We start from the raw sequence: 22,765 nt of genomic DNA, 5'->3' as shown, positions 1-22,765 counted from the left end.
GTTGTGGCGTGAAATGACCGACCGGCGGGGACAGCCGCCGTGACTGCCCCGCGCGGGGCAGTCAAAGGCCGCGCGTCGGCGTGCCGCGGGACCGCGGGCGCGAAACCTCAAATGTTGCTCTGAACGTCCGCCCCGGTGGGTTCAGCCGCGGCCCGCGGGGCCATGACTCGGTCACGCCGGTGCACCGGCCGTCGTGGGGAGCGACGTACGGGCGGGGCGCGGCCGAGGCCGTGACGGAGGAGGGGACATGAGGGAACCGGGGCGGCTGGGTACGGGCATCGGGTGGCGGCCGGAGATCGCGGAGGCCGTGGAGAACATGCCCGGCGTCGACTGGGTCGAGGCCGTGGCGGAGAACGTGTGCCCCGGTCATCTCCCGAAGTCGCTGCTGCGGCTGCGCGAGCGGGGTGTCACGGTGGTGCCGCACGGCGTCTCCCTGGGCCTCGGCGGCGCCGACCGGCCCGACGAGGCGCGGCTCACGGCGCTCGCGGAACGCGCCGAGGCGCTGGGCTCACCCCTCGTCACGGAACACATCGCGTTCGTCCGGGCCGGCGGCCCGCTCACCGCCTCACCGCTGCTGGAGGCCGGGCACCTGCTGCCCGTTCCGCGCACCCGGGACGCGCTGCGCGTCCTGTGCGAGAACGTCCGCGTCGCTCAGGCCGCGCTGCCGGTCCCGCTCGCCGTGGAGAACATCGCCGCGCTGATCTCCTGGCCCGGCGAGGAGATGACCGAGGGCCAGTTCCTCTACGACCTGGTCGACCGCACCGGCGTCCGGCTGCTCGTCGACGTGGCCAACCTCCACACCAACCACGTCAACCGCGGCGAGGACCCCGCCAAGGCACTCGGCGAACTGCCCGTCGAGGCGATCGCCTACGTCCACGTCGCCGGAGGCTTCGAGCGTGACGGCGTCTGGCACGACAGCCACGCCCACCCCGTCGCGCGGCCCGTACTCGACATCCTCGCCGACCTCGCCTCCCGGGTGACCCCTCCGGGGGTCCTCCTCGAACGCGACGAGAACTTCCCCGAACCGGCCGAACTGGAGCGGGAGCTGACCGCGATCCGCAGGACGCTGGAGACGGCGGACGTCACGACCCGGGCGGCGGTGCGGGGTACGGCGGCCCTGGCCGTCCGCCGGGCCGCCGCCCCTGCGGCCGGCGGGCAGGCGGTGGCAGAGACGGAGCCGGCGCGGAGTCCGGACACCGCTTCGGCCGCTGCCGCGATCACCGCGCCGGCGTCCCGGACACCGGGTGACGCCGGGTCCGCACCCGGCGAGCCGGCCGGAGCGGGTTCACGCGACGACGCCGACGACGCCCGTCGTCAGCGCGTGGCACTGGCGCAGACGGCACTGCTGTCCGCGCTGGTCGCCGGGACCCCGGCCCCCGAGGGCTTCGACCGCGTCCGCCTCGGGGTGCAGGCGCGCGCCCTCGCCGCCAAGCGGGCGGACGTCGTGGCGAAGGTGGCCCCGGAGCTGCCGGAGATCCTGGCCGACGGCTACCGGCCGGCGTTCCTCGCGTACGCGCAGCGGCATCCGATGACCGGCGGCTACCGCAGGGACGCCCTGGACTTCGCCGAACACCTGCTGCTCACGGGACTCCCGGAGGGCGCGGAAACGCGGCGGCTGCGCGGCTGGTGGCTGGAGCGATCGGGTCCGGCCCCGCTGTCCGGGCGGCCCGCGGCCCGGCTGGCCCGGGCCACCCGCAGGGCGCTGCTCCGCCGCTGAGCGGGCGCCGGGCGGGTGCACGCCGGCACGGCGCCGCGCGCCACCGGCGACGGCGCGCCGCCTCGACGGGACACCCCGACACACCTCGTCCGCGGAGTGTGCCCGGAGTAACACCGCCCTTTGTGAAGGTCGTGTGTGCGCCTCGTTTCAGCCGCTTCGGGGCGTTCTGGCGTGCGCGCGAACCACCACAACCAGCACCTTCTCCCCTCAGTCCGATCCGTTCTTCGTGTACGGCAGTTGGCGTAGAGCTCCCCGTAGCATGCCAACCCGCACCCGAAGCGCATTAGCGTGCGGTGCCGCAACAGGAGGCACCATGCGATCCGACAACCGCACCGGACTCGTCAGTGGGACAGGGCTCATCATCGCCGCGCTGCTGGCGACCCTCGTCGCGCTGGCCTTTCCGATCTGGTCGTACGCGGACCGTGCGGGCACCGGCCTGGACACTCTGAACTCCCAGACCGTGCCGAGCCCCTACGGTCCGCTGTCGGCCCTGGACCGGGAGTTCGTCACCAGGGTCAGGCTGGCCGGCCTGTGGGAGCTGCCCGCCGGCCAGCAGGCCCAGGAGCGCGGCACCACCCAGGCCGTACGGACGGCCGGACAGCACCTCATCGAGGGGCACACGTTCCTCGACGCCCGCGTCCGCAGCGTCGCCGCGCGGCTCAGCCTGGAACTGCCCAGCCAGCCCAGTGCGCAGCAGCGTCAGTGGCTGTCCACGCTCAGCGCGGCGCACGGCACGCGGTACGACCAGGACTTCGCGAACATCCTGCGCGCGGCGCACGGCAAGGTGTTCGCCATGGTCGCCCAGGTCCGCGCGAACACCCGGAACTCGCTCGTACGCGATCTCGCCGACGACGCGAACACCACCGTGCTCGACCACATCAAGGTCCTGGAAGCGACCGGATACGTGGACTTCGACGCGCTCGCCGAGGACGCGGCCACCGCGAGCCCGCCGCCGCTCACCCGCTCCCCCGCGCCGCCCGGCCCGGTCCCGTCCCCGTCGTCGCCCCTCCCGGTGACCCCGTCCTCGGGCTACCCGCTGCCTCCGGCCGCCACGCGCCCCAACCCGTCCCCGTCCTCCTGAACGACCGGGCCGGGCCGGGCCGCCCGCGAGGGGTCTGATTCCGGTCGTTGCCCTCGCGGCACACCCCGTTCCGCTTCGCCGGATGTGGCCGATGTCCGTCAAGTGCCGTTACCTCCCTTGAGGTACGCGTGAGGTTCCCTTTGCTGATCGATTTCGGCCAAGCACCCTTACCGCCCGGTTTATCCCCTGCCGTAGATCCAACTCGCGGCTATGTTGGGGGCGCATTCCCGGCGTCGCGGCGGCTTTCACGGTTCCTGACCAGTTCCGGCCACCCGCTCCCGGAGCGATCGCGCGCCCGGCGGTGCGCGGAAACCCGCGGAAACCGACGCCGAAGAATTCGGATGCACCGGCCTGAACAGGGGGAGCTTCGCCCATCATGCTGACATTGAAGGCAGGCGTGCGGGTCATGTCCGCCGCCGCCCCGGCCACCGCCGAAGCGGCCGCACCGCGGGCACCGGCCGCCGACCGGCCCGTCGTCCCGATCTCACGCACGGCCGACGCGCTCGGGGAACGTCACCAACTACGCGGGATCCGTGCGTGTTTCCCGTGAGGTCCGCGCAGCCGTGACGGCGAGGACGGCCGAGTCCACCGGCGACCTGGCCGTCGATATTCCGTCCGACCACATGTTCACCCGCGGCTGAGAATCCGTTCGGGAGGCGTCGGCCGTCGTACGACGGCCGCCTCCGGCGGAGCTCGCCTGCCCACCCGGCCCCGCAGGCCGGGCAGTTGGGCCACCACGGCCGCCGGCCGCACCCATCACACGTGCCACGAGGCCTGAACGCGCTTCGCCGCGGCCGGAACCGCCGCGCCGACGCGTGCCCGCCTCGGGCCGGCACCCGGCATCGCGTCCGCTCTTCGGGTCCCTCCGGGCCGAAGGGCGACGGAGCTGTGCCCTGTCGGCCCCCAAGACCACAGAACACGGGGAATCCCTCTTGCGACCGAGAAGACGAATACTGACCTCCCTGGCCGCGACCGCGGCCTGCGCCGCGCTCACCGGCACCCTTGTGCAGACGACCCCCGCCGAGGCGGCGCCGCGTCCCCGCCCCGCCGGGAGTCATGGCGAACCGGCTCCGCCCGGGCGGGTGCCGGACCCGGACACCCGGCTCGGCAAGGGCTGGAAGGCGAGCGAGGACCGGGCCGTGACCGCGGCCGCCGACACCGACGGCCTGAAGATACTCTTCGCCGACAGCGGTCAGGCGTACCGGTGGAAGACCGCCGCCGTGCTGTCCGAGCCGGGCCTGACGGCGGACTCCTGGATAGGCAACCAGTGCGCGCTGGACGCCGACCACGTCGCCGCCGTGTACGCGCCCCGGTCGTTCACGAACAAGCCGGACCTGATGCAGGGTGGCGCGTTCGCGGCCGTCGTCGACCTCAGTGACGGACACGTGACGAAACTGCCGTTCACCGTGTCCCTGGCGTACTTCGATCCCTCGTGCAACACGCGGACCCGGACCGCCGCGTTCACCGCCTTCCGGGACATGAACGACCCGAGCAGGACACGGACCCGTGTGATCACGGTCGACCCGGCCGGAAAGGTGCTCGGCGAGGGGGCGTTGCAGGGCGAGATCACCAGCGCCGTCCCGGTCCACGACGGAGCGGTCGCCGCACGGGGCCGCAGCCTGGTCCACATCGACCGCGCCGGCCGGGTGAAGAACCTCGCCACCGGCACGAGCGCCCCGTTCGACATCCGCCCCGGCCGCGACGGGGACATCGCGTTCGTCGAACGCGAGAACGCACGGACGGCCCGGACCAAGGTCTGGCACGAGGACGGTCCCGTATCCGTCGTCGCCTCCGGCGAACTGGGCGACCTCGAACTGCAGCAGGGAGCGGCCGGCCGGATCTTCCTCACGGGCAGGCCGAGCGGAGCCGTCCGGCTGCGCGGCACCGGCATCACCGAGGTGGCGGCCCCCGCCCGGACGGACGTCTCCAGCGAGGGGCGTCTCGCGGTCGAGCCGGTCCTCACCCCGGGAGTGCGCGCGGGGCTCGCCCACATCAAGAACACGGGCGGCGGTCTCACCCGGACCGAACCGGCGCCCGGCGACAGCGCCCCGCGCGGCGACGCGAGCGCGCGGGCCGACGAGCCGGTGACCGTCACCAGTACGGCCACCACGACCGGGAAGCGGATCACCCAGAGCGTCGCCGCCACGACGGCGTCCGGCGGGAAGAACCTCTCCCCCGCCCTGTCGTCCGCGGCCGGCACCCGCAAGCCGGTGGCGAGGGTGGCGGACCCCAGCGGACAGTGGGACCCCCGGGACACGGACCGCATCTGCGCCGTCTCCCGCAACGACGTGGACGCACAGGCGCTCCAGCCGACCCCCAACCAGGTCGAATGGGCCGTCGACATGGCCGTACGCGGCCAGCTCCGCTCCCAGTACCTGCGCCAGGGCGGATACCGCAGCCAGACCGGCCTCGGCACGATCGATCCCCAGGGCCTGTTCCCGAGGCCGACGCTGAAGGCTTCCGGTGACGCGCGCATCCCGGCGAACGTGATGCTCGGCATCATGGCGCAGGAGTCCAACCTGTGGCAGGCCGAATCGGGAGCGATCCCGGGCCAGATGGGCAACCCGCTCGCGGCGATGGACGGTTACTACGGCCGCAAGCCCGTCAAGGACGATCCCGACGCCTACTGGCAGATCCACTGGGACAAGTCGGACTGCGGCTACGGAGTCGGCCAGGTCACCGACGGCATGCGCCTGGCGGGTCACGAGAAGGTCGACGGCAACGGGCACAAGGAGACCGCCCTTTCCCCGGCCCTCCAGAAGGCCGTCGCCGTCGACTACGCCACGAACATCGCCGCCGGTCTGAAGATCCTCGCGGACAAGTGGAACGAGGTTCACACCGACGGCCAGAAGGTGACGGTCAACAACGACGACCCGTCCAGGGTCGAGAACTGGTTCACGGCCGTCTGGAACTACAACCTCGGCTTCAACCCGGTCTCGGACTCCGCCAAGAACGCGGGCCACTGGGGCCTGGGCTGGTACAACAACCCGGCGAACCCCATGTACAAGAAGAGCTGGGGCCACCCGTTCATGGACACCGACGTGGACGGACCGTCGGCCAACAAGGACGCCGCCCATCCTCAGGACTGGCCGTACGAGGAGAAGGTGATGGGCTGGGCCGCCTGGTCGATCGACACCGGTTTCTCCTACGGGACCGACGGCCGCCAGGACTGGCCCGGCGACTCGGGCTTCTCCTCCGCCGGCTTCCAGCCCGCGTGGTGGCTCAGCAAGGGGGACCGCAGCCAGGTCTCGCCGCCGCTGGACACGTTCTGCAACACCAAGAACAACTGCGACCCGCAGACCCCGCCGAACTGCACCAACGAGGACTGCTACAAGCAGTACTGGTGGAACCAGGCCAATGTCGTCTGGAAACCCCTGTGCGCCACGACCTGCGGCAACGAGTCCATCAAGTACAAGACGCTGATCCCGGAACCCGGCCAGGGGCACCGGCTGAAGACCGGAACCCCGGTGTGCACCGGAGCTCCGGCCGGCGCGAAGGTCGTGGCCTCGGTGCCGGACGGGACTCCGACCTGGTCCGACTGCGGCAGGACCGGCTCGGCGGGCAGCTTCCAGTTCCACTTCAACGCCCATGACGACGGCTACGAGGGCAAGGAGGACCTGCACCAGGTCGGCGGTGGATACGGCGGACACTACTGGTACGCCCACACGCGCAACGGGAGTCATCTGGGCGGCCCGGGCGGCCGGCTGGACGTCACCGGGACCTGGACGCTCGGTCAGAACCTCGGCTGGGCACGGGTCCTGGTGCACCTGCCCGACACCGGCGCGCAGACGAGGCAGGCCAAGTACAGCGTGGTCAACAGCGACAGTACGAGCCCGGACCGCTATGTGACGCAGCGCGCGGGACGCTGGGTGAGCCTCGGTACGTTCCACTTCACCGGCCGTCCCGCCGTCACCCTGTCGAACGACACTCCGGACGGCACCGCCGACGAGGACATCGCCTGGGGCGCGGTCGCCTTCCAGCCCCTGCCGGGCAAGCCGGCGAACGCCGTCGTCGCCATGGGTGACTCCTATTCCTCCGGTGAAGGCGCCTCGGAGGGCGACCGGGACTACTACCCGGAGACCAACTACCGCAGCAAGCTCGACCCCAAGGCGCGCGACGCCTGCCACCGCTCCAGCTACGCCTGGTCCCGCCAGGCGACGATGCCGGGTTCCGCGAAGTCCATCGGCGAACTCGACGACGCGCTCGATCCGGGCATGGACTATCACCTGATCGCCTGCTCGGGCGCGCGCACGTACAACGTTCTGCACGACGGCGTGGTCCAGGGCAGCGGCGAGATGCCGCAGATGGACAAGGGATACCTGGACCAGAACACCACCCTCGTCACCCTCTCCATCGGCGGCAACGACGCCCGGTTCTCGGACATCGTCCAGAAGTGCCTGCTGTCCTTCGGCAGCGGCAGCTGCCAGTACGAGACGTTCGACAAGACGGACGAGCATGTCGGCGGAAGGGACTCCAAGTTCGTCGGACAGAAGCTGGAGACCGCCCTTCCGGGCCTCATCGACGACGTGGTGCGGCCGGACATCACCAGCACCCTGCTCCAGATCCACGAGAAGGCCAAGCACGCGAAGATCGTCCTCATGGGGTACCCGCCCCTGTTCTCCGACAAGGGAGCGTGTCTGAACGCCGGCCCCACGGGCATGGCCATCGGCCTCTCCGAGAACTCGGCCGCGTGGCTCGACGGCACCGCCGACGTCCTGACGGCGGCGATGCGGAAGGCGGTCGACGACGTGGCCGCCAAGGGCGTCGCGGTGCGGTTCTCCGATCCCACGGCCGACTTCGCGGGCAAGGGCGTGTGCGGAAGCCCTGAGCAGGTCCACGGCATCGTCAAGACCCTGGTGCAGTCCGATCAGCCGCTCGACGACTGGCCGGTCCTCAAGGACTACGGCCTGTCGGCCCAGTCCTTCCATCCGAAGATCGGGGGAGCCCGGCTGTACGCGGATTCCCTCCAGCGCACGCTGCGGGAGACAGGTCTGTAGCGACCGGTCCGGGGCAGGCCCGACACGGCCTGCCCCGGACCGTGTGCGTAGGGACACTCATGCGCCTTCCGGCGGCTCGGCGGACCGTGGGCGAGAGCCGGGAAGGACCGACACGCGATGGGACATGACGACGTGACGGCACACGATCGGGGCGCGGCGCGGATGCTGCCGGCCCTCCGTCCGATCCAGGCCGGTGGAGCGCCCCTGGCGTTTCTCGGCCGGGCGGGCTCCTTTGCCTCGGCGCTCCTGCGGGGAGTTCTCGCCGGCGCCGTACTGATCACCCTGTCCGCGTGCGCGCCGCCCGGCCGCGCGATCGGCGACGATGGGCTGCGCGAGCTCGGGGAGAGCGGTCAGGCGCACCGGGCGCGTGAGCGGACCGAGGCACACCTGCGCGACGTGGCCCGGTCCTATGCCGGTCCCGGCGGCCTCTTTCTGAGCCTGGTCGTCGTGCACGACATCTGCGTGCCGGGATCCGGGCCGGGGGCGATCACCCAGGACGACACCGACGACTACCGGATCTCCTGCTCGATGGACCTCACCGCCTACTACGGCGCCGACCCCGGGCACGTCGCCGACGTCCTCGACGACATCCTCGACAAGGGCACCGCCGCGCGACACCGGCAGGACACGCGGGGCGGCGGCGTTCCCTTCACGCATGACGCCGGCACCGACCGGATCGTCGCCTACTACCGTGATTCCGGCGGGACCACGGCGGCGGACCGGAGTCCGGAGCCGAACCGGATGGCCGCCTCCGGCCGGCGGCTGACCTGGGACACGGTCCGCGACCGTGACCCCGCCCGGCTGATCGAGGAGCCCTACTCCCACCTCGTCGACGACCCGCCGGTCTCCCGGGTCGCCCGCGAGCCGAAGGGCGCGACCGTCGCCGCCACCCGTCGGCGGCACGGAATGGTGTTCGAGCTCGAACTCGACTCCGTCGGGTACTACAAGGTCCTCAAGAGCGGCCCGACCCATACGAGTTGAGCATGTGCGGGCGCCGCGTCGCCGGGGTCCGCGACAAACGGAACGTCACATACCGGCCACGGGTGCGTCCCACATCGTGAGGGGAGCATGGCGCCCACCGGCCACATCGCATAGAAAAACGCCATGTTCTGGGTCCTTCTCCTGCTCCTCGCCTGGCTGGCGGCCGGCGTCTCCTGCACCCGGCTGTGTCTGGCCGCGGTCCACGCCGCCTCGCTCGACGCCGACACCGCCCGCGGGCACGACCTCACGCTGTACGAGGCCGCGTTCCTGTCCGGCGGACCGGCCCGGGTGGCCGACCTGACCCTGGTGTCCATGGCCCGCCAGCGTCGCCTGCTGCTCGCGCACACCGGCTGGGCCACGGTCGTCGACCCGCGCGGGCGCGACGACATGGAGCGCTCGGTCATCAGGGCGATCGGACCCGAGGGCCAGTCCCGGATAGCACCCCTGCGGGCGGCCACCGCCGCCGCCGACTCGGTACGCCGTCTCGCGGACCGCCTGGTCGCGGCCGGCCTCGCCGTCCCCGACGGGGCCCGCACCACCGTCGCGGGTGCCGTCCGCCAGGTCCGGGCCGCCGCGGCCGCGGTCCTCGCGCTGGGCCTCGTGGCCCTGCTGCTGCCGGGCCAGGCCCCGGGCAGCGACGTCCCGGTGGCCGTCTGGTTCCTGCTCCCGCTCATCCTGACGCTGAGCTGTCTCGCCATAGCCCGGATCGAGGTGCACCCCAGCACCCGCTGGGCCTCCCCGGCCGGACAGCGGCTGCTCGGCACCCTGGCCAGGCACTCCGACGCGTCGGGCGACGACCGTACGTACCTCACCTCCGTCGCCGTGCGCGGCATCCGCGCGATCGGCGAGCCGGAACTGCGCGCGGCCCTGGCACACCGTGACCGCGACACCCCCTGGCGCGAGGGGGCTCACTAGGGCCTGGCCAGGGGGCTGAAAGGTGCTCCGGGGGGCGCATCGGGGTCATTGGCGCCGACACCGGCGGGCGGTGCTTTACTTCGCCGGCCGCCCGCCGAAGCATCCCTTCTGTCGCTGCCGTGCGCCGAAGGGATTCGCGATGAGAGCTGCCGTCCTCCACGGAACCGCGGGGTCCCTGCTGCTGACCGGCCTCGTCGCCGCTCCCGCGGGCGGCGCGCCGGCCTGGCCGGGCCCGGCCGGATCCGCCGAGACACGCGGCACCGCCGTCGCCGCCCAGCGCGCCGCCGCCGCGGGCATCCGCTTCGCCAAGTGCCCCAAGGAGGAGCATCTGCCGTCCGGCCTCCGGTGCGGCACGGTCACGGTGCCCCTCGACTACGCGCTCCCCGACGGCAAGCGGATCAGACTGACCGTCAGCCGGGTGCAGGCCACCGGCAAGGATCCGCACAACGCGAAGCACAAGGTGCCGCGCCAGGGCGCTCTCGTGTACAACCCCGGCGGTCCCGGCGCCTCCGGCATGTACTTCCCGCTGATCGGCATGCTGCCCGCGTGGAAGCGGATCGGAGCCGCGTACGACCTCGTCGGCTACGCCCCGCGCGGCGTCGACCGGTCGGCGCCGCTGTCCTGCCGGGACCCCAAGCACCGGCCGAAGCCGCTCCTGGAGGCCCCGGCGGTCCCCTCCGAGTCGTACAAGAAGGCGCGGATCGCGGAGGCGAAGGCGTACGCCCGCGGCTGCGCCCGGCGTTCGGGCTCCGCCCTGCGCCACTACACCTCGCTCAACAACGCCCGTGACCTGGACGTCCTGCGGGCCGCGCTCGGTGAGCGGAGGCTGACGTTCATGGGTGCCTCGTACGGGACCTACTTCGGCGCCCTGTACGCGACGCTGTTCCCCTCGCACGTACGCCGCATGGTCTTCGACTCGGCGGTGAACCCCGACCCCGAGAAGGTCTGGTACGGCAACAACCTCGACCAGTCGGCCGCGTTCGAGGTCCGCTGGGCCGACTTCCGCGCGTGGATGGCCCGGCACGACAAGGTGTACAAGCTGGGCCGCACGTCCGAGGAGGTGCGGCGCTCCTACGAGAAGGCGCGCTCCCGGCTCGCCGCCTCGCCCGCGGGCGGCACGGTGGGACCCGCCCAGCTTCAGGGCGCGTTCCTCCAGGCCGGGTACTTCGACGACTACTGGCCGCAGCGCGCGCTGGCGCTGTCCGCCTATCTGAAGGGTGACCCGAAGCCGCTGATCCAGCTGGCGGGACCGCACCCGGAGGCCGCCGCCGAGCAGGAGAACGGCAACGCGGTCTACACGGCCGTGGAGTGCAACGACGCGCCCTGGCCGACCGACTGGCGCACCTGGGACCGCGACAACACCCGTCTGGCGCGGGTCGCCCCGTTCGAGACCTGGGACAACGTGTGGATGAACCTGCCGTGCGCGTACTGGTCCGCGCCCCGGCAGAAGCCGCTCGACGTACGGACCCTGCCCGGGGAACTGCCGCCGACGCTGATCCTCGCCGCCGAGCGGGACGCGGCGACGCCCTACGAGGGTGCCAAGGAGTTGCAGCGGCGGCTGTGGGGCTCGGCGCTGGTGACCGAGAACGGTGCCGGCACCCATGGGATCGCGGGCGGCCCCAACACCTGCGTCAACGGCTATCTGGACGCCTATCTGCTGGAGGGCCGGCTCCCCGGGCGGAACGCGGGGTGCGCGCCGCACCGGGAACCGGTGGCGCGGGCCCACTGACCGGCTCCGGGAAGACCGAAGGCGGGCGTCCCCCGGAGGGGCGCCCGCCCTCGCGCGGGGACGGCCGGCGAGGTGCCGGGACGGCGGGAAGCCTGGACGGTCAGGCGAGACCCGCGACCAGTTCGGCGACGTCCTTGCGGCGGCCGGTGTAGAACGGGACCTCCTCGCGGACGTGCATCCGGGCCTCGGAGGCACGCAGGTGGCGCATGAGGTCGACGATGCGGTACAGCTCGTCGGCCTCGAACGCGAGCATCCACTCGTAGTCGCCGAGCGAGAACGAGGCGACCGTGTTGGCGCGCACGTCCGGGTAGCCGCGGGCCATCTTGCCGTGGTCGGCGAGCATGCGGCGGCGGTCCTCGTCGGGCAGCAGGTACCAGTCGTAGGAGCGCACGAAGGGGTAGACGCTCACATAGTTGCGCGGCGTCTCGTCGGCGAGGAACGCCGGGATGTGCGAGCGGTTGAACTCGGCGGGCCGGTGCAGCGCCATGTTCGACCACACCGGCTCCAGGGCACGGCCCAGCTTCGTCCGGCGGAAGAGGTTGTACGCCTCCTGGAGCTGGTCGCTGGTCTCGGCGTGCCACCAGATCATGACGTCGGCGTCGGCGCGCAGTCCCGAGACGTCGTAGGTGCCGCGGACGGTGATGTCCTTCGCGGCGAGACGGTCGAACAGCTCCTGGACCTCGTCGGCGTAACCGGCCCGGTCCTCGGGGAGCACGTCCTTCAGCTTGAAGACCGACCACAGGGTGTAGCGGATGACCTCGTTCAGGTCCTTGGCCAGCTTGCCCTTGTTCGGGATCCTGGCGGCCTCGGTGGTGGGTGCGTCGTCACTCATGGGGCTATTCTCCCGCGCCGCCGTGCAGGCTCTGCACCGGGTCGGCCCGCAGCGCCTCGAGCGCGCCGCCGTCGCCGCCGAGCCGGTCGACGGCGGCGTACGCGGACGCGATGCAGGCGGGGATGCCGACCCCGTCGTACGCCGCGCCGCACACCGCGAGGCCCGGCAGCCTTCCGACGTGGTCGCGGACGCGGGCCACGCGCGCGTGGTGGCCGACCGGGTACTGGGGCAGGCCGTCGTCCCAGCGGGTCACCCGGGTCTCCACCGGCTCGGCGTCGAGCCCGGTCGCCTCCCGCAGGTCGTGGCGGGACACCTCGACGAGGTCGGCGTCGGGCCTGCCGAGCACCTCCGTGTCGCCGTACCGCCCGACGGAGGTGCGCAGGACCAGCAGGCCGGGGTCCTGGTCGGCGATCCAGCCCCACTTGCGGGACGCGAAGGTGGACGCCTTGATGGTGTGCCCGTCGACCGGCGGCACCAGGAAGCCGCTTCCTTCGGGGAGGGTGGCGTCCTCGGCGCGGTAGGCGAGGGTCACCAGGGCCATCGACGCGTACTCCACGGCGGCCAGCTCGGCCGCCGCGGCCGGGGCCTCGGCCCGCAGCAGCGCGGAGGCGGCCGGGGCGGGCAGCGCCAGGACGACCGCGTCGGCGTGCAGGACACGGTCCCCGGCGACGACGCGCCAGCCGGCCGCCGCGGTCCTGCGCAGCTCGGTCACCGGCGTCCCGGTGAGGATCTCGCCCCCGCGTGCCGTCACCGACCCGGCGACCGCGAGCGGCAGCCGGCCCACCCCGCCGTCGATGCCCATGAACACGGGGCCGGTCTGCCCGGCGGCGGCCGCCTTGGCCTGGATCTCGCGCACGGCCTCGGTGAGGGAGGTGTGCGTGCGGGCGGCGGCGTAGAGCTGGGGGACGGCCAGGCGCATCGAGATGCGGTAGGCGTCGCCCGCGTACACGCCGCCGAGGAGGGGTTCCACGAGGCGGTCGACGACCTCGCGGCCGAGGCGTGCCGCCACGTACGCGCCGACGGCGATGTCCTCGCCGACCTCGGTGCGGGGCAGGTCGGCGTCGCGCTCGATGCGGCGCAGGCCCTCTTCGGAGAGGACACCGGAGACGGCGGAGGCGCTGCCGGGGACGCCCATGACGTGGCCCTTGGGCATGGGGCGCAGGGTTCCGCGGGTCCACAGGGAGGCCGTCGCGGTGGCGGGCGGCCGGAGGCGCTCGCCCAGTCCCGCCTCGCGGGCGAGGTCCACGGCCTCCGGGCGGCGTGCCAGCATCGACTCGGCGCCGAGGTCGACGCGCACACCCGCGATCTCGCCGGCCAGCAGTTTGCCGCCCAGGCGGTCGGAGGCCTCCAGGACGGTGACGCGCGCGCCCCGACCGAGCAGGCGGTGGGCGGCGGCCAGCCCCGCGATCCCTCCGCCGACGACCACGACGTGTCCCGAACCCGGAGAAGTGTCCTCTTCGCGCATGGCTCCACCTTCTCAGACAGCGCCGGCGCCTCCGGCGGGGAGCCCGGTGTCCGGCGCGAGTCCGGACCGTGACCGCATCGGGACCGGGGCACTCCAACGTCCTGGGCCCCTGCGGCGTCGAAGAAGCGTCAGTCGTCACCACCTTGGGGGTAGCCCGCATGCTCACACGCAGCTCCGGACGTCCGGACCGGCCCGTGCCATCCGTCTCGGTCTCACCCGCCTCACCAGGACGCACCGCCCGCCCGGCCCGGGCCCTGGCCGGGATGTTCCTCGTCACCGCGCTCGCGCTGACGGGATGCGGCGCCGGCGGCGCCTCGGAGACCAGCAGCAGCGACAAGGGGGTCGCGCAGAACGCCGAGGACGCGAAGGCCGGCCCCGCGGAGAGGGCGGACTCGGGTGCGGCCGGGAGCGACGGCTCGGGCGGACGCAAGGCCGCCCCGCCCAAGGTGACGGTGAACCGCATCATCCGGACCGCCTCCCTGACCGTCGAGGTCAAGGAGGTGACCAAGGCCCTGGACGACGCCCGGACCACGGCCGAGAACGCCGGCGGCTACGTCGGCAACGAGACCACCACCCGTGACGGAAGGGGTCACGAGCGCACCCGCCTCGTCCTGCGGGTGCCCACCGAGCGCTACGACCAGGTGCTCGCCGACCTGGAGGGCGCGGGCAAGGTCGTCGAGCGGACGGCCAAGGCGCAGGACGTCACCGATCAGGTCGTGGACGTGGAGAGCCGCGTCAAGTCGCAGCGCGCCAGTGTGGCCCGGGTCCGCGAACTGATGGACAAGGCGACCAAACTGAGTGATGTCGTCGCCCTGGAAGGGGAGTTGAGCAGCCGGGAGGCCGACCTGGAGGCGCTGCTCGCCCAGCAGGCGTCGCTGAAGGACCGTACGAGCCTGGCCACGATCACCCTCTCCTTGTCCGAGACCCCCGTGAAGAAGGCCGAGAAGAAGGAGGAGGACCCCGGCTTCGTGGACGCGCTCCAGGGCGGCTGGGACGTGCTGGTCACCATGGTGCGCTGGCTGGCCCTGGCGATCGGGGCGCTGCTCCCCTTCGCGGTGGTCCTCGGTCTGATCGCCCTGGTGTGGATGCGTCTCGTGCGTCCCCGGCTGCCCCGCCGCCCGGCCCCGGCGGTGGCTCCGCGTCCGGCCCCGAGTGCCGCCGCGCGGGCGTCGGCGGTCCCGGTCCCGGTTCCGCCGTCCCGCCCGGCTCCCGGACCGGCTCCGGTGGGCGAGGCCGCGCCGAAGGCCGCCCCGCCCGCCCGCGACGGAGCCGCGGAAGGCGGCGGGGAGGACTGAAGTGCCGGGCCCCCGTAGCGTGTTCGTATGAGCATGAGCGATACGAGCGGTGCGAGGGGCGGGCACGGCGCCCGGGAACGACTGGTCGTGATCGGGGGTGACGCGGCGGGGATGTCCGCCGCGTCACAGGCGCGCCGGCTGCGCGGCCCGGACGAGCTGGAGATCGTGGCGTTCGAGCGGGGCCACTTCACGTCGTACTCGGCGTGCGGCATCCCGTACTGGGTGGGCGGCGACGTCCCGGAGCGCGACCGGCTGATCGCGCGGACCCCCGAGGAACACCGTGAGCGCTCCATCGACCTGCGGATGCGTACGGAGGTCACTGAGATCGACGTCGCGGGCGCCCGGGTACGGTCCCGGGACCTCGGCACCGGGGCCGAGGCGTGGACGTCGTACGACAGGCTCGTCATCGCGACCGGCGCGCGTCCGGTCCGCCCGGAGCTGCCGGGTGCCGACGCGCCGGGCGTGCACGGCGTGCAGACCCTGGACGACGGGCAGGCCCTGCTCGACACGCTCGCGGCGTCCGAGGGCCGCCGGGCCGTGGTCGTCGGGGCGGGCTACATCGGCGTGGAGATGGCCGAGGCGCTCATCAACCGCGGGTACGAGGTGACCGTCGTCAACCGCGGCAGGGAACCCATGGCCACCCTCGACCCGGACATGGGCCGCCTGGTGCACACCGCCATGGAGGGCCTCGGGATCACCATGGTCGGCGACACCGAGGTCACCGCGTTCCTCACCGGCGACGAAGGGCGGGTCCGCGCGGTCGTCACCAAGGACGCCACGTACCCGGCGGACGTGGTGGTGCTGGGCATCGGTGTGCGCCCCGAGACCACGCTCGCCCGCGCGGCGGGGCTGCCGCTCGGTGACCACGGCGGGCTGCTCACCGATCTGTCGATGCGGGTGCGCGGCCACGAGGACATCTGGGCGGGCGGCGACTGCGTCGAGGTGCTCGACCTGGTCTCGGGACGCGAGCGGCACATCGCGCTGGGCACGCACGCGAACAAGCACGGGCAGGTCATCGGCTCCAACGTGGCCGGCGGATACGCCACGTTCCCCGGTGTCGTCGGCACCGCGGTGAGCAAGGTCTGCGATCTGGAGATCGCCCGCACGGGACTGCGCGAGAAGGACGCGCACCGGGCGGGCTTGCGGTTCGAGACCGTCACCATCGAGTCGACGAGCCGCGCGGGCTACTACCCGAACGCCGCCCTCATGACGGTGAAGATGCTCGCGGAGCACCGCACGGGACGGCTGCTCGGCGTGCAGATCGTCGGCCGGGAGGGCGCGGCGAAACGGGTCGACATCGCCGCGGTGGCGCTGACCGCGGGCATGACGGTGGAACAGATGACGATGCTGGACCTCGGCTACGCGCCGCCGTTCTCGCCCGTCTGGGACCCCGTCCTGGTGGCGGCCCGCAAGGCGGTGGCGAAGGTACGGCGGGCGGCCCCGTGACGAGCGCGGGACGGCGCGCCTTCCCCTCGTCCGGCCGGTCCGGCCGGACGCCGGTGTCCGGTCCGGCCGGTGGCCCGGCCGTACCGGACTGGTCCTAGGCGGACTCGTTCCCGGCGCTCCCGCTGATCCGGTCCATCGTCTGCCGGGCCTGCTCCGCGGGCTGCCGGGGCGGCAGCGAGGAGACCGAGCCGGCCGCGGTGCCCGAGGGCGGGGTCTGGGCCGGCTTCGCGTGGGCCGCCGGCCGGGAGGACCGGAGGCGATGGCTGACGGCCTCGTCCAGGGTCACCGGCCGCTGCATCCGGGCCGCGAGGCGGCCGGCATCCTGGCCGAGCGCGGCGACGTCCTCCCAGGGGAGGTGCAGCACCAGCGCGATTTCCGCCTCGCCGTCGGGCAGGGCGTGCATCGGAGGAGTAACTCGGTCGCTCATGGCCTGGTCCTCACGTCTTCACTTCGTCGCGTCGTCGTACCCGCGCCACGCCGACGGAGCGACGCGGGGGGCTGAGGAAACATACGGCCGCGGGGGCACATGTGTTCAGTGGGTCCGGCGGGAAACCGTGCCGACGGCCGGGCCCGGTGGAGCGCGGATTCACCCCGCGCCACGGGGGCAGTAGTCCCTCGTGGTCATTCCCGTCCATGACGTGAACCCGGTGCGGCGCACGCCCTATGTGACGTACGCGCTGATCGCCGCCAATGTGCTCGTGTTCCTCTACACCCCCGGTCTCGCCGGATCGGTGGCGGGCGACAGCGCCCTGTCGCAGCTGTGTCATCTGCGGGCGTTCATGGACCACTACGCCGCCGTGCCGCAGGAACTGATCCATCATCGGATACCCCGTCTGGTACCGACCGGGGACGTCGGCGGCGGGCCGCACGGACCGGGCTGCGTCCTGGGCCCGCGAGGCTACGACAAGTCGCCGCCGCTGTCGGTGCTCACGGCGATGTTCCTGCACGGGAGCTGGCTGCACCTGCTGGGCAACATGCTCTTCCTGCTGATCTTCGGCAACAACATCGAGGACCGGCTCGGACATGTGCGCTTCACGCTGTTCTACGTGGCCTGCGGTTTCGCGGCGGCGTACGGCTTCGCGCTGGTCAACGAGGACTCGGGCGATCCGCTGATCGGTGCCTCGGGGGCGATCGCCGGGGTCCTCGGCGCGTATCTGGTGCTGTATCCGAGAGCCAGGGTCTGGGTCTTGGTCCCGTTCCTGGTGTTCCTGCCGCTCCGGCTGCCCGCGTGGCTCGTGCTGGGCTTCTGGTTCGTGCTCCAGGCCGCGTACTCGTCCGGCGCCGCCGTGCCCGCCGCGGGCACCGTGGCGTACGCGGCGCACGTCGTCGGCTTCCTGGCCGGCATGCTCCTGGCCTGGCCGCTGCGCGCCGGCACCCCGCCCCCGCCCGAGCCGCGCCGCCTGCTGTTCGGCAGACAGGCGCGGCACAGCTGGTGAGCCGGGGCGGGCCCTAGCGGGCCGTCTGCGTGTGGACGTACTCCACCAGACGGCTCAGCGCGTCCGGGTCCATGCTCGGCATGACGCCGTGTCCGAGGTTGAAGACGTGGCCCTCCAGACCGGCGGCGGCGTCGAGCACCTCGCGGGTCTTCGCCTCGACGGCCTCGGGGGTCGAGAACAGGACCGCCGGGTCGAGGTTGCCCTGGAGCGCCTTGCCGGGGCCGACACGGCGGGCGGCCTCGTCGAGCGGGACGCGCCAGTCGACGCCGACGACGTCCGCGCCGGCCTCGCCCATGAGGCCGAGCAGCTCGCCGGTGCCGACGCCGAAGTGGATGCGCGGCACGCCGTACGGGGCGACGGCGTCGAAGACCTTGGCGGAGGCGGGCATCACGGAGCGGCGGTAGTCGGCGGGTGCCAGCGCGCCGACCCAGGAGTCGAAGAGCTGGACGGCGCTCGCCCCGGCCTCGATCTGCACCTTCAGGAAGGCGGAGGTGATCTCGGCGAGACGGTCGAGCAGATCGGCCCACAGCTGCGGGTCGCTGTACATCAGCGCCTTGGTGTGCTCGTGGTTCTTGGACGGACCGCCCTCCACGAGGTAACTCGCGAGGGTGAAAGGCGCGCCCGCGAATCCGATGAGGGGGGTTTCGCCGAGTTCGGCCGTCAGGAGCCCGATCGCCTCGGTGACGTACCAGACGTCCTCGGGGGTCAGATCGCGCAGTTGGGCCAGGTCGGCGCGGGTGCGGATCGGGTTCTGGACGACCGGGCCGACGCCCGGCTTGATGTCCAGGTCGACGCCGATGGCCTTCAGCGGGACGACGATGTCGCTGTAATAGATCGCGGCGTCCACGTGGTGCCGGCGGACCGGCTGGAGGGTGATCTCCGCGACCAGCTCGGGCCGCGTGCAGGACTCCAGCATGGGGATGCCCTCGCGCACCTTGAGGTACTCGGGCAGTGAGCGACCGGCCTGCCGCATGAACCACACGGGTGTGTGCGGCACGGGCTCGCGCCTGCACGCCTTGAGAAAGGCGGACTCGTACGTGACTGTCGGCTGCTGCCCGGCGGGGCTGTGGTTGGCGCTCACGACGGAAAGTCTCCCACGGCTCGCGGACACCCCCGTCCCGGGCTCCGCCGCACCCGCCGCCCCGGCTCCGCTCCTCCGCACGGGCCCGTCCGCGGGGTGGTGTCCGCGCGGCACGATCCGGACAGGGGTCCCACGCACGGGTGTCTCTCCCTGCGCGCGGGCTCCGTTCCCCTTAATCTTCCCGGCATGGCTGCGGCTCAGGGACGACTGTCGGACGGCGCTGGCGGGATGGACGACGCGAGGGAGAAGCAGGAGAAGGACAGGAATGCGGCGGAGACGGCCCCGTTGCCCTTCCGGGCGGCCGTCGACGCGCTGCGGGCCGCCCGGCCGCGGCCGGACATCGAGATCGACCCGACACGACCACCGCAGCGCCTGGCTCCGTACGCGTACGCGCTGGAGGCCGCGGTCGTGGCCGACGACGAGGATCTGGCCGACGGCCGCCTCGTCCTGCTGCACGACCCGGCCGGGCACGACGCCTGGCAGGGCTCCTTCCGTCTGGTGACCCTGGTCCGCGCGGAACTGGAGCCGGAGATGGCCGCCGATCCGCTGCTGCCCGAGGTCTGCTGGTCATGGCTGACCGGCGCGCTCCAGGCCCGCGGTCTCTCGTACGGCGAGCCGAGCGGCACGGTGACCCGCGCGAGCTCGCACTACTTCGGCGGGCTCGCGGAGCGCCCCGCCGCCTCGCAGATCGAGATCCGCGCGTCCTGGACACCCCGGGAGGGACTCGGCGGCGTACCGGACACCGCCGCGCACCTCGCGGCCTGGTGCGACCTGCTGTGCCAGATCGCGGGACTGCCGCCGGTGACTCCGGGCGACGCCTCGGTGGTCACCCTGCCGCAGCGCCGGGGACCACAGTCCCGCTGACCCCCGCAAGGGCGCGCGCCGACGCGCGCGCCCTTTCCGTTTCCTTACCGGCCACCTGTCGATACGACCACTTTCGGCCGTGTATCGACACGGAACGACGCCGAACGACTCGGTTCGATCTTCGGATGATCGATCGCGCGTCCGAATTGCACGGATTATTACTCACCCCATCGTGATCATTCCCTAAAGGTCGACAGGTTTGATGCCGAAGACGTCTGTGACCTTGAAAGCACGGTTCGTCCCGGCTCGCCCCCCAGAGCCTGGCCCGTCCCGCACCCCAGGAGGCCTGGTGTCCGTTCTCCTCGAGCAGCCCGCAAGCCTGGTCGCCTACCGCCCGAACAAGCCGACCGCCATGGTGGTCGTGGCCGACCCCCGGGTCCGCTCCACCGTCACCCGCCATCTGTGGGCGCTCGGAGTGCGCGACGTCATCGAGGCGTCGTCCGTCGCGGAGGCCCGTCCCCGAATCGGCAACCCGCGCGACATCTGCGTCGCCGATGTCCATCTGCCGGACGGTTCCGGCCTCACCCTCCTTTCCGAAACCCGAGCCGCGGGCTGGCCCAACGGCCTCGCCCTCTCCGCCGCCGACGACATCGGTGCCGTACGCAACGCCCTCGCGGGCGGCGTCAAGGGCTACGTCGTCACCGGCACCCGCACGAACGTCGGGCTCCCCACCCGGCCCGGCGCCGCGCCCATCGGCTCGGCCGCCGCCCGTATGCACCGCCGCCCCCCGGGTGCCCCGAGCCACCCGGGCGGCTACCGCGAACTGTCCGGACGAGAGGTCGAGGTCCTTCGACTGGTCGCGGAGGGCCAGTCGAACAAGGCCATCGGCGTCTCCATGGGTCTGTCCGCGCTGACCGTCAAGAGCCACCTCGCCCGTATCGCGCGCAAGCTCGGCACGGGCGACCGCGCCGGCATGGTCGCGGTGGCCCTGCGGACCGGAATCATCCACTGACCCCTCCCTCACCGCCGTCCTCCCCGCCCCCCGCCACGACACCGAACGGCCGCCCGTTCCCCTGGCCGCCACCCGGCGCGTGAACCGCGTCTTGCGCTCACCTGACTGGTTTACGACCATCCGACGCCCGTCGACGGAACGTTCCGTCGACGGGCGTTGTCCATCCACAGATACTCTTGACAGGTGACCGACGCCCAAGAGACCGCAGCAGACAGCTCACTGCGAACCACCGGAGGCGGCCCTCCGGACGACGTCGAATCGGCGCCGACCCCGTTGCTCGAGCCCCGAGAAGGCATCCCTCCGGTGATCGCCGACGAGGCCTCGCTCGCCGAGGTGATCGCCGCGTTCGCCGCCGGCTCCGGCCCGGTGGCCGTCGACGCCGAGCGCGCTTCCGGGTACCGGTACGGCCAGCGCGCCTATCTGGTGCAGCTGCGCCGCGAGGGCGCCGGCAGCGCGCTCATCGACCCCGTCGCCTGTCCCGACCTCTCCGGTCTCGGTGAGGCCGTCTCCGGGGCGGAATGGGTCCTGCACGCCGCCACCCAGGACCTGCCCTGCCTCCGCGGGATAGGCATGATCCCCGACACGCTCTTCGACACCGAGCTGGCCGGACGCCTGGCCGGGTTCCCCCGGGTGGGCCTCGGAGCCATGGTGGAGAGCGTCCTCGGCTTCGTCCTGGAGAAGGGGCACTCCGCCGTCGACTGGTCGACGCGCCCGCTGCCCGAGCCCTGGCTGCGCTACGCCGCGCTCGACGTGGAACTGCTGGTCGATCTGCGCGACGCCCTGGAGAAGGAGCTCGACCGGCAGGGCAAGCTGGAGTGGGCCCGGCAGGAGTTCGACGCCATCGCCCAGGCCGAGCCCGCGCCCCCGCGCAAGGACCCCTGGCGCCGCACGTCCGGGATGCACAAGGTGCGCCGCCGCCGGCAGATGGCCGTCGTCCGGGAGCTGTGGGAGACCCGGGACCGTGTCGCGCAGCGCCGGGACATCTCGCCGGGCAAGGTGCTCGGGGACGCGGCGATCGTCGAAGCGGCGCTGGCCGTGCCCGCCAACGTGCACGCCCTGGCCGCCCTGAACGGCTTCGGGCACCGCATGGGCCGGCGCCAGCTGGAGCAGTGGCAGGCCGCGGTCGACCGCGCGAAGGCACTGCCGGACGCCGAGCTGCCGCAGCCCGGCCAGCCGGTGACGGGACCTCCCCCGCCGCGGGCCTGGGCCGACAAGGACCCGGCCGCCGCCGCCCGCCTCTCCGCCGCGCGGGCCGCCGTGTCGGCGCTGGCCGAACGGCTGAACATGCCGCAGGAGAACCTGATCACCCCGGACACCGTGCGGCGCGTGTGCTGGGAGCCGCCCACGACACCGGACACGGAGTCGGTGGGCGCGGCGCTCACCGCCTGCGGGGCGCGGCCCTGGCAGGTGGAGCTGGTCACTCCGGAACTGGTGACGGCGCTGTCCGTGAAGACCGCCTAGGACGCCGTGACCGTCGGAACGCCCCTGACCCCCCAGGAGCGCCCCGCCCGGGGCGGACCGGGGTCACTCTCCGGGGCGGCCCTCTCCCCCGCGCGGCGGCGTACCGGGCGTACGGTCACCCGTTCGGCGTAGACCGTGTGTCCGGCGCGCGCCCGTGTGCGGCGTGCGCCGCTCGTACGCCGTGTGCGCGCCGGACGTCCGGCGCGCTCCCCGGTTGCTCCGGGGGCCCGGAAGCACTCCGCGCGCCCGGCAGGTCCCTCGCGCGCCCCGCCACGGGTGCCGCCCGGGGCGGGTGCCGGCACTCCCGGTACGCGCCGAACGGGTCCTCGAAGCGCGACCGGCCCGTCGAACGAGCGACGAGATCACGCCAAGATCCTGGGCGTCCGAACGCGGCCCTTCTCCTGGGTGTCCGGCCCCGGTGAGGCGGCGCCGGGGCAGGCCGGAGAGCCGTGGACGGACCGTCCGGCGCGAGGGCCGGCGGGGCGGACCCCGGGCGGCGGGCCGGTGCCGGAC

The 22,765-nt window shown here is 72.9% G+C and carries 16 protein-coding genes; 12 read left to right on the top strand and 4 right to left on the bottom strand.

Annotated features, from left to right (window positions below; translation table 11 throughout):
- Positions 1-247: 247 nt before the first annotated feature.
- The 6 genes from ACF07B_RS30820 to ACF07B_RS30795 all read left to right on the top strand — a co-directional run bounded on the left by ACF07B_RS30820 (position 248) and on the right by ACF07B_RS30795 (position 11,420).
- Positions 248-1,717: a DUF692 domain-containing protein gene (locus tag ACF07B_RS30820; RefSeq protein ID WP_392181370.1), complete on the top strand. Its 1,470-nt coding sequence runs from the start codon at positions 248-250 to the stop codon at positions 1,715-1,717.
- Positions 1,718-2,030: 313 nt separating this feature from the next.
- Positions 2,031-2,798, top strand: a complete 768-nt coding sequence (locus ACF07B_RS30815) for a DUF4142 domain-containing protein (protein WP_392181369.1) — start codon at positions 2,031-2,033, stop codon at positions 2,796-2,798.
- A gap of 932 nt (positions 2,799-3,730) precedes the next feature.
- Entirely contained in the window at positions 3,731-7,795 is a 4,065-nt protein-coding gene (locus ACF07B_RS30810) for a hypothetical protein (protein WP_392181368.1), read from the top strand.
- Positions 7,796-7,912: 117 nt separating this feature from the next.
- On the top strand, positions 7,913-8,776 hold the full coding sequence (locus ACF07B_RS30805; RefSeq protein ID WP_392181367.1) for a hypothetical protein: 864 nt from the start codon (positions 7,913-7,915) through the stop codon (positions 8,774-8,776).
- Between the two features lie 123 nt (positions 8,777-8,899).
- The gene (locus ACF07B_RS30800; RefSeq protein WP_392181366.1) at positions 8,900-9,691 is read left to right on the top strand and encodes a TIGR04222 domain-containing membrane protein; all 792 of its coding nucleotides are present in this window, start codon (positions 8,900-8,902) and stop codon (positions 9,689-9,691) included.
- 139 nt (positions 9,692-9,830) lie between these two features.
- Positions 9,831-11,420, top strand: a complete 1,590-nt coding sequence (locus tag ACF07B_RS30795; RefSeq protein WP_392181365.1) for an alpha/beta hydrolase — start codon at positions 9,831-9,833, stop codon at positions 11,418-11,420.
- A 100-nt stretch (positions 11,421-11,520) separates the two neighbouring features.
- On the opposite strand, the gene hemQ is transcribed toward ACF07B_RS30795, so the two are convergent.
- Both hemQ and hemG read right to left on the bottom strand, forming a co-directional pair.
- Positions 11,521-12,252: a hydrogen peroxide-dependent heme synthase gene (gene hemQ, locus ACF07B_RS30790; RefSeq protein ID WP_362395065.1), complete on the bottom strand. Its 732-nt coding sequence runs from the start codon at positions 12,250-12,252 to the stop codon at positions 11,521-11,523.
- 4 nt (positions 12,253-12,256) lie between these two features.
- Entirely contained in the window at positions 12,257-13,717 is a 1,461-nt protein-coding gene (gene hemG, locus ACF07B_RS30785; protein WP_392181364.1) for a protoporphyrinogen oxidase, read from the bottom strand.
- 263 nt (positions 13,718-13,980) lie between these two features.
- Here hemG and ACF07B_RS30780 point away from each other — a divergent pair, with 263 nt between their 5' ends.
- The gene (locus tag ACF07B_RS30780) at positions 13,981-15,012 is read left to right on the top strand and encodes a DUF4349 domain-containing protein (RefSeq protein ID WP_392181382.1); all 1,032 of its coding nucleotides are present in this window, start codon (positions 13,981-13,983) and stop codon (positions 15,010-15,012) included.
- 27 nt (positions 15,013-15,039) lie between these two features.
- Complete coding sequence (locus ACF07B_RS30775) at positions 15,040-16,458, top strand: FAD-dependent oxidoreductase (protein ID WP_392181363.1); 1,419 nt, start codon at positions 15,040-15,042, stop codon at positions 16,456-16,458.
- A gap of 94 nt (positions 16,459-16,552) precedes the next feature.
- Here ACF07B_RS30775 and ACF07B_RS30770 read toward each other — a convergent pair whose 3' ends face one another.
- A complete protein-coding gene (locus tag ACF07B_RS30770; protein WP_392181362.1) occupies positions 16,553-16,885 on the bottom strand; it encodes a hypothetical protein in 333 nt (110 codons plus the stop codon).
- 190 nt (positions 16,886-17,075) lie between these two features.
- Between ACF07B_RS30770 and ACF07B_RS30765 the strand changes: the two genes are divergently transcribed.
- Positions 17,076-17,894 carry a rhomboid family intramembrane serine protease gene (locus ACF07B_RS30765; RefSeq protein WP_369486502.1) on the top strand — a complete coding sequence of 273 codons (819 nt, stop codon included), beginning with the start codon at positions 17,076-17,078 and terminating at the stop codon, positions 17,892-17,894.
- 13 nt (positions 17,895-17,907) lie between these two features.
- Here the strand turns inward: ACF07B_RS30765 and hemE are convergent, their stop codons facing one another.
- On the bottom strand, positions 17,908-18,975 hold the full coding sequence (hemE, locus tag ACF07B_RS30760; RefSeq protein ID WP_369486501.1) for a uroporphyrinogen decarboxylase: 1,068 nt from the start codon (positions 18,973-18,975) through the stop codon (positions 17,908-17,910).
- Positions 18,976-19,161: 186 nt separating this feature from the next.
- Here hemE and ACF07B_RS30755 point away from each other — a divergent pair, with 186 nt between their 5' ends.
- From ACF07B_RS30755 to ACF07B_RS30745, 3 genes are all read left to right on the top strand, one after another.
- On the top strand, positions 19,162-19,839 hold the full coding sequence (locus ACF07B_RS30755) for a DUF3000 domain-containing protein (protein ID WP_362395047.1): 678 nt from the start codon (positions 19,162-19,164) through the stop codon (positions 19,837-19,839).
- 289 nt (positions 19,840-20,128) lie between these two features.
- Complete coding sequence (locus ACF07B_RS30750) at positions 20,129-20,791, top strand: response regulator transcription factor (protein WP_019073943.1); 663 nt, start codon at positions 20,129-20,131, stop codon at positions 20,789-20,791.
- Between the two features lie 183 nt (positions 20,792-20,974).
- A complete protein-coding gene (locus tag ACF07B_RS30745) occupies positions 20,975-22,252 on the top strand; it encodes a ribonuclease D (protein ID WP_369486500.1) in 1,278 nt (425 codons plus the stop codon).
- Positions 22,253-22,765 lie beyond the last annotated feature (513 nt).

The organism is Streptomyces sp. NPDC015532, from assembly GCF_043078065.1.
Taxonomy (GTDB): domain Bacteria; phylum Actinomycetota; class Actinomycetes; order Streptomycetales; family Streptomycetaceae; genus Streptomyces.
The sequence above is the reverse complement of the archived record's forward strand: the minus strand, read 5'-3'. Positions and strand labels throughout refer to the sequence as shown.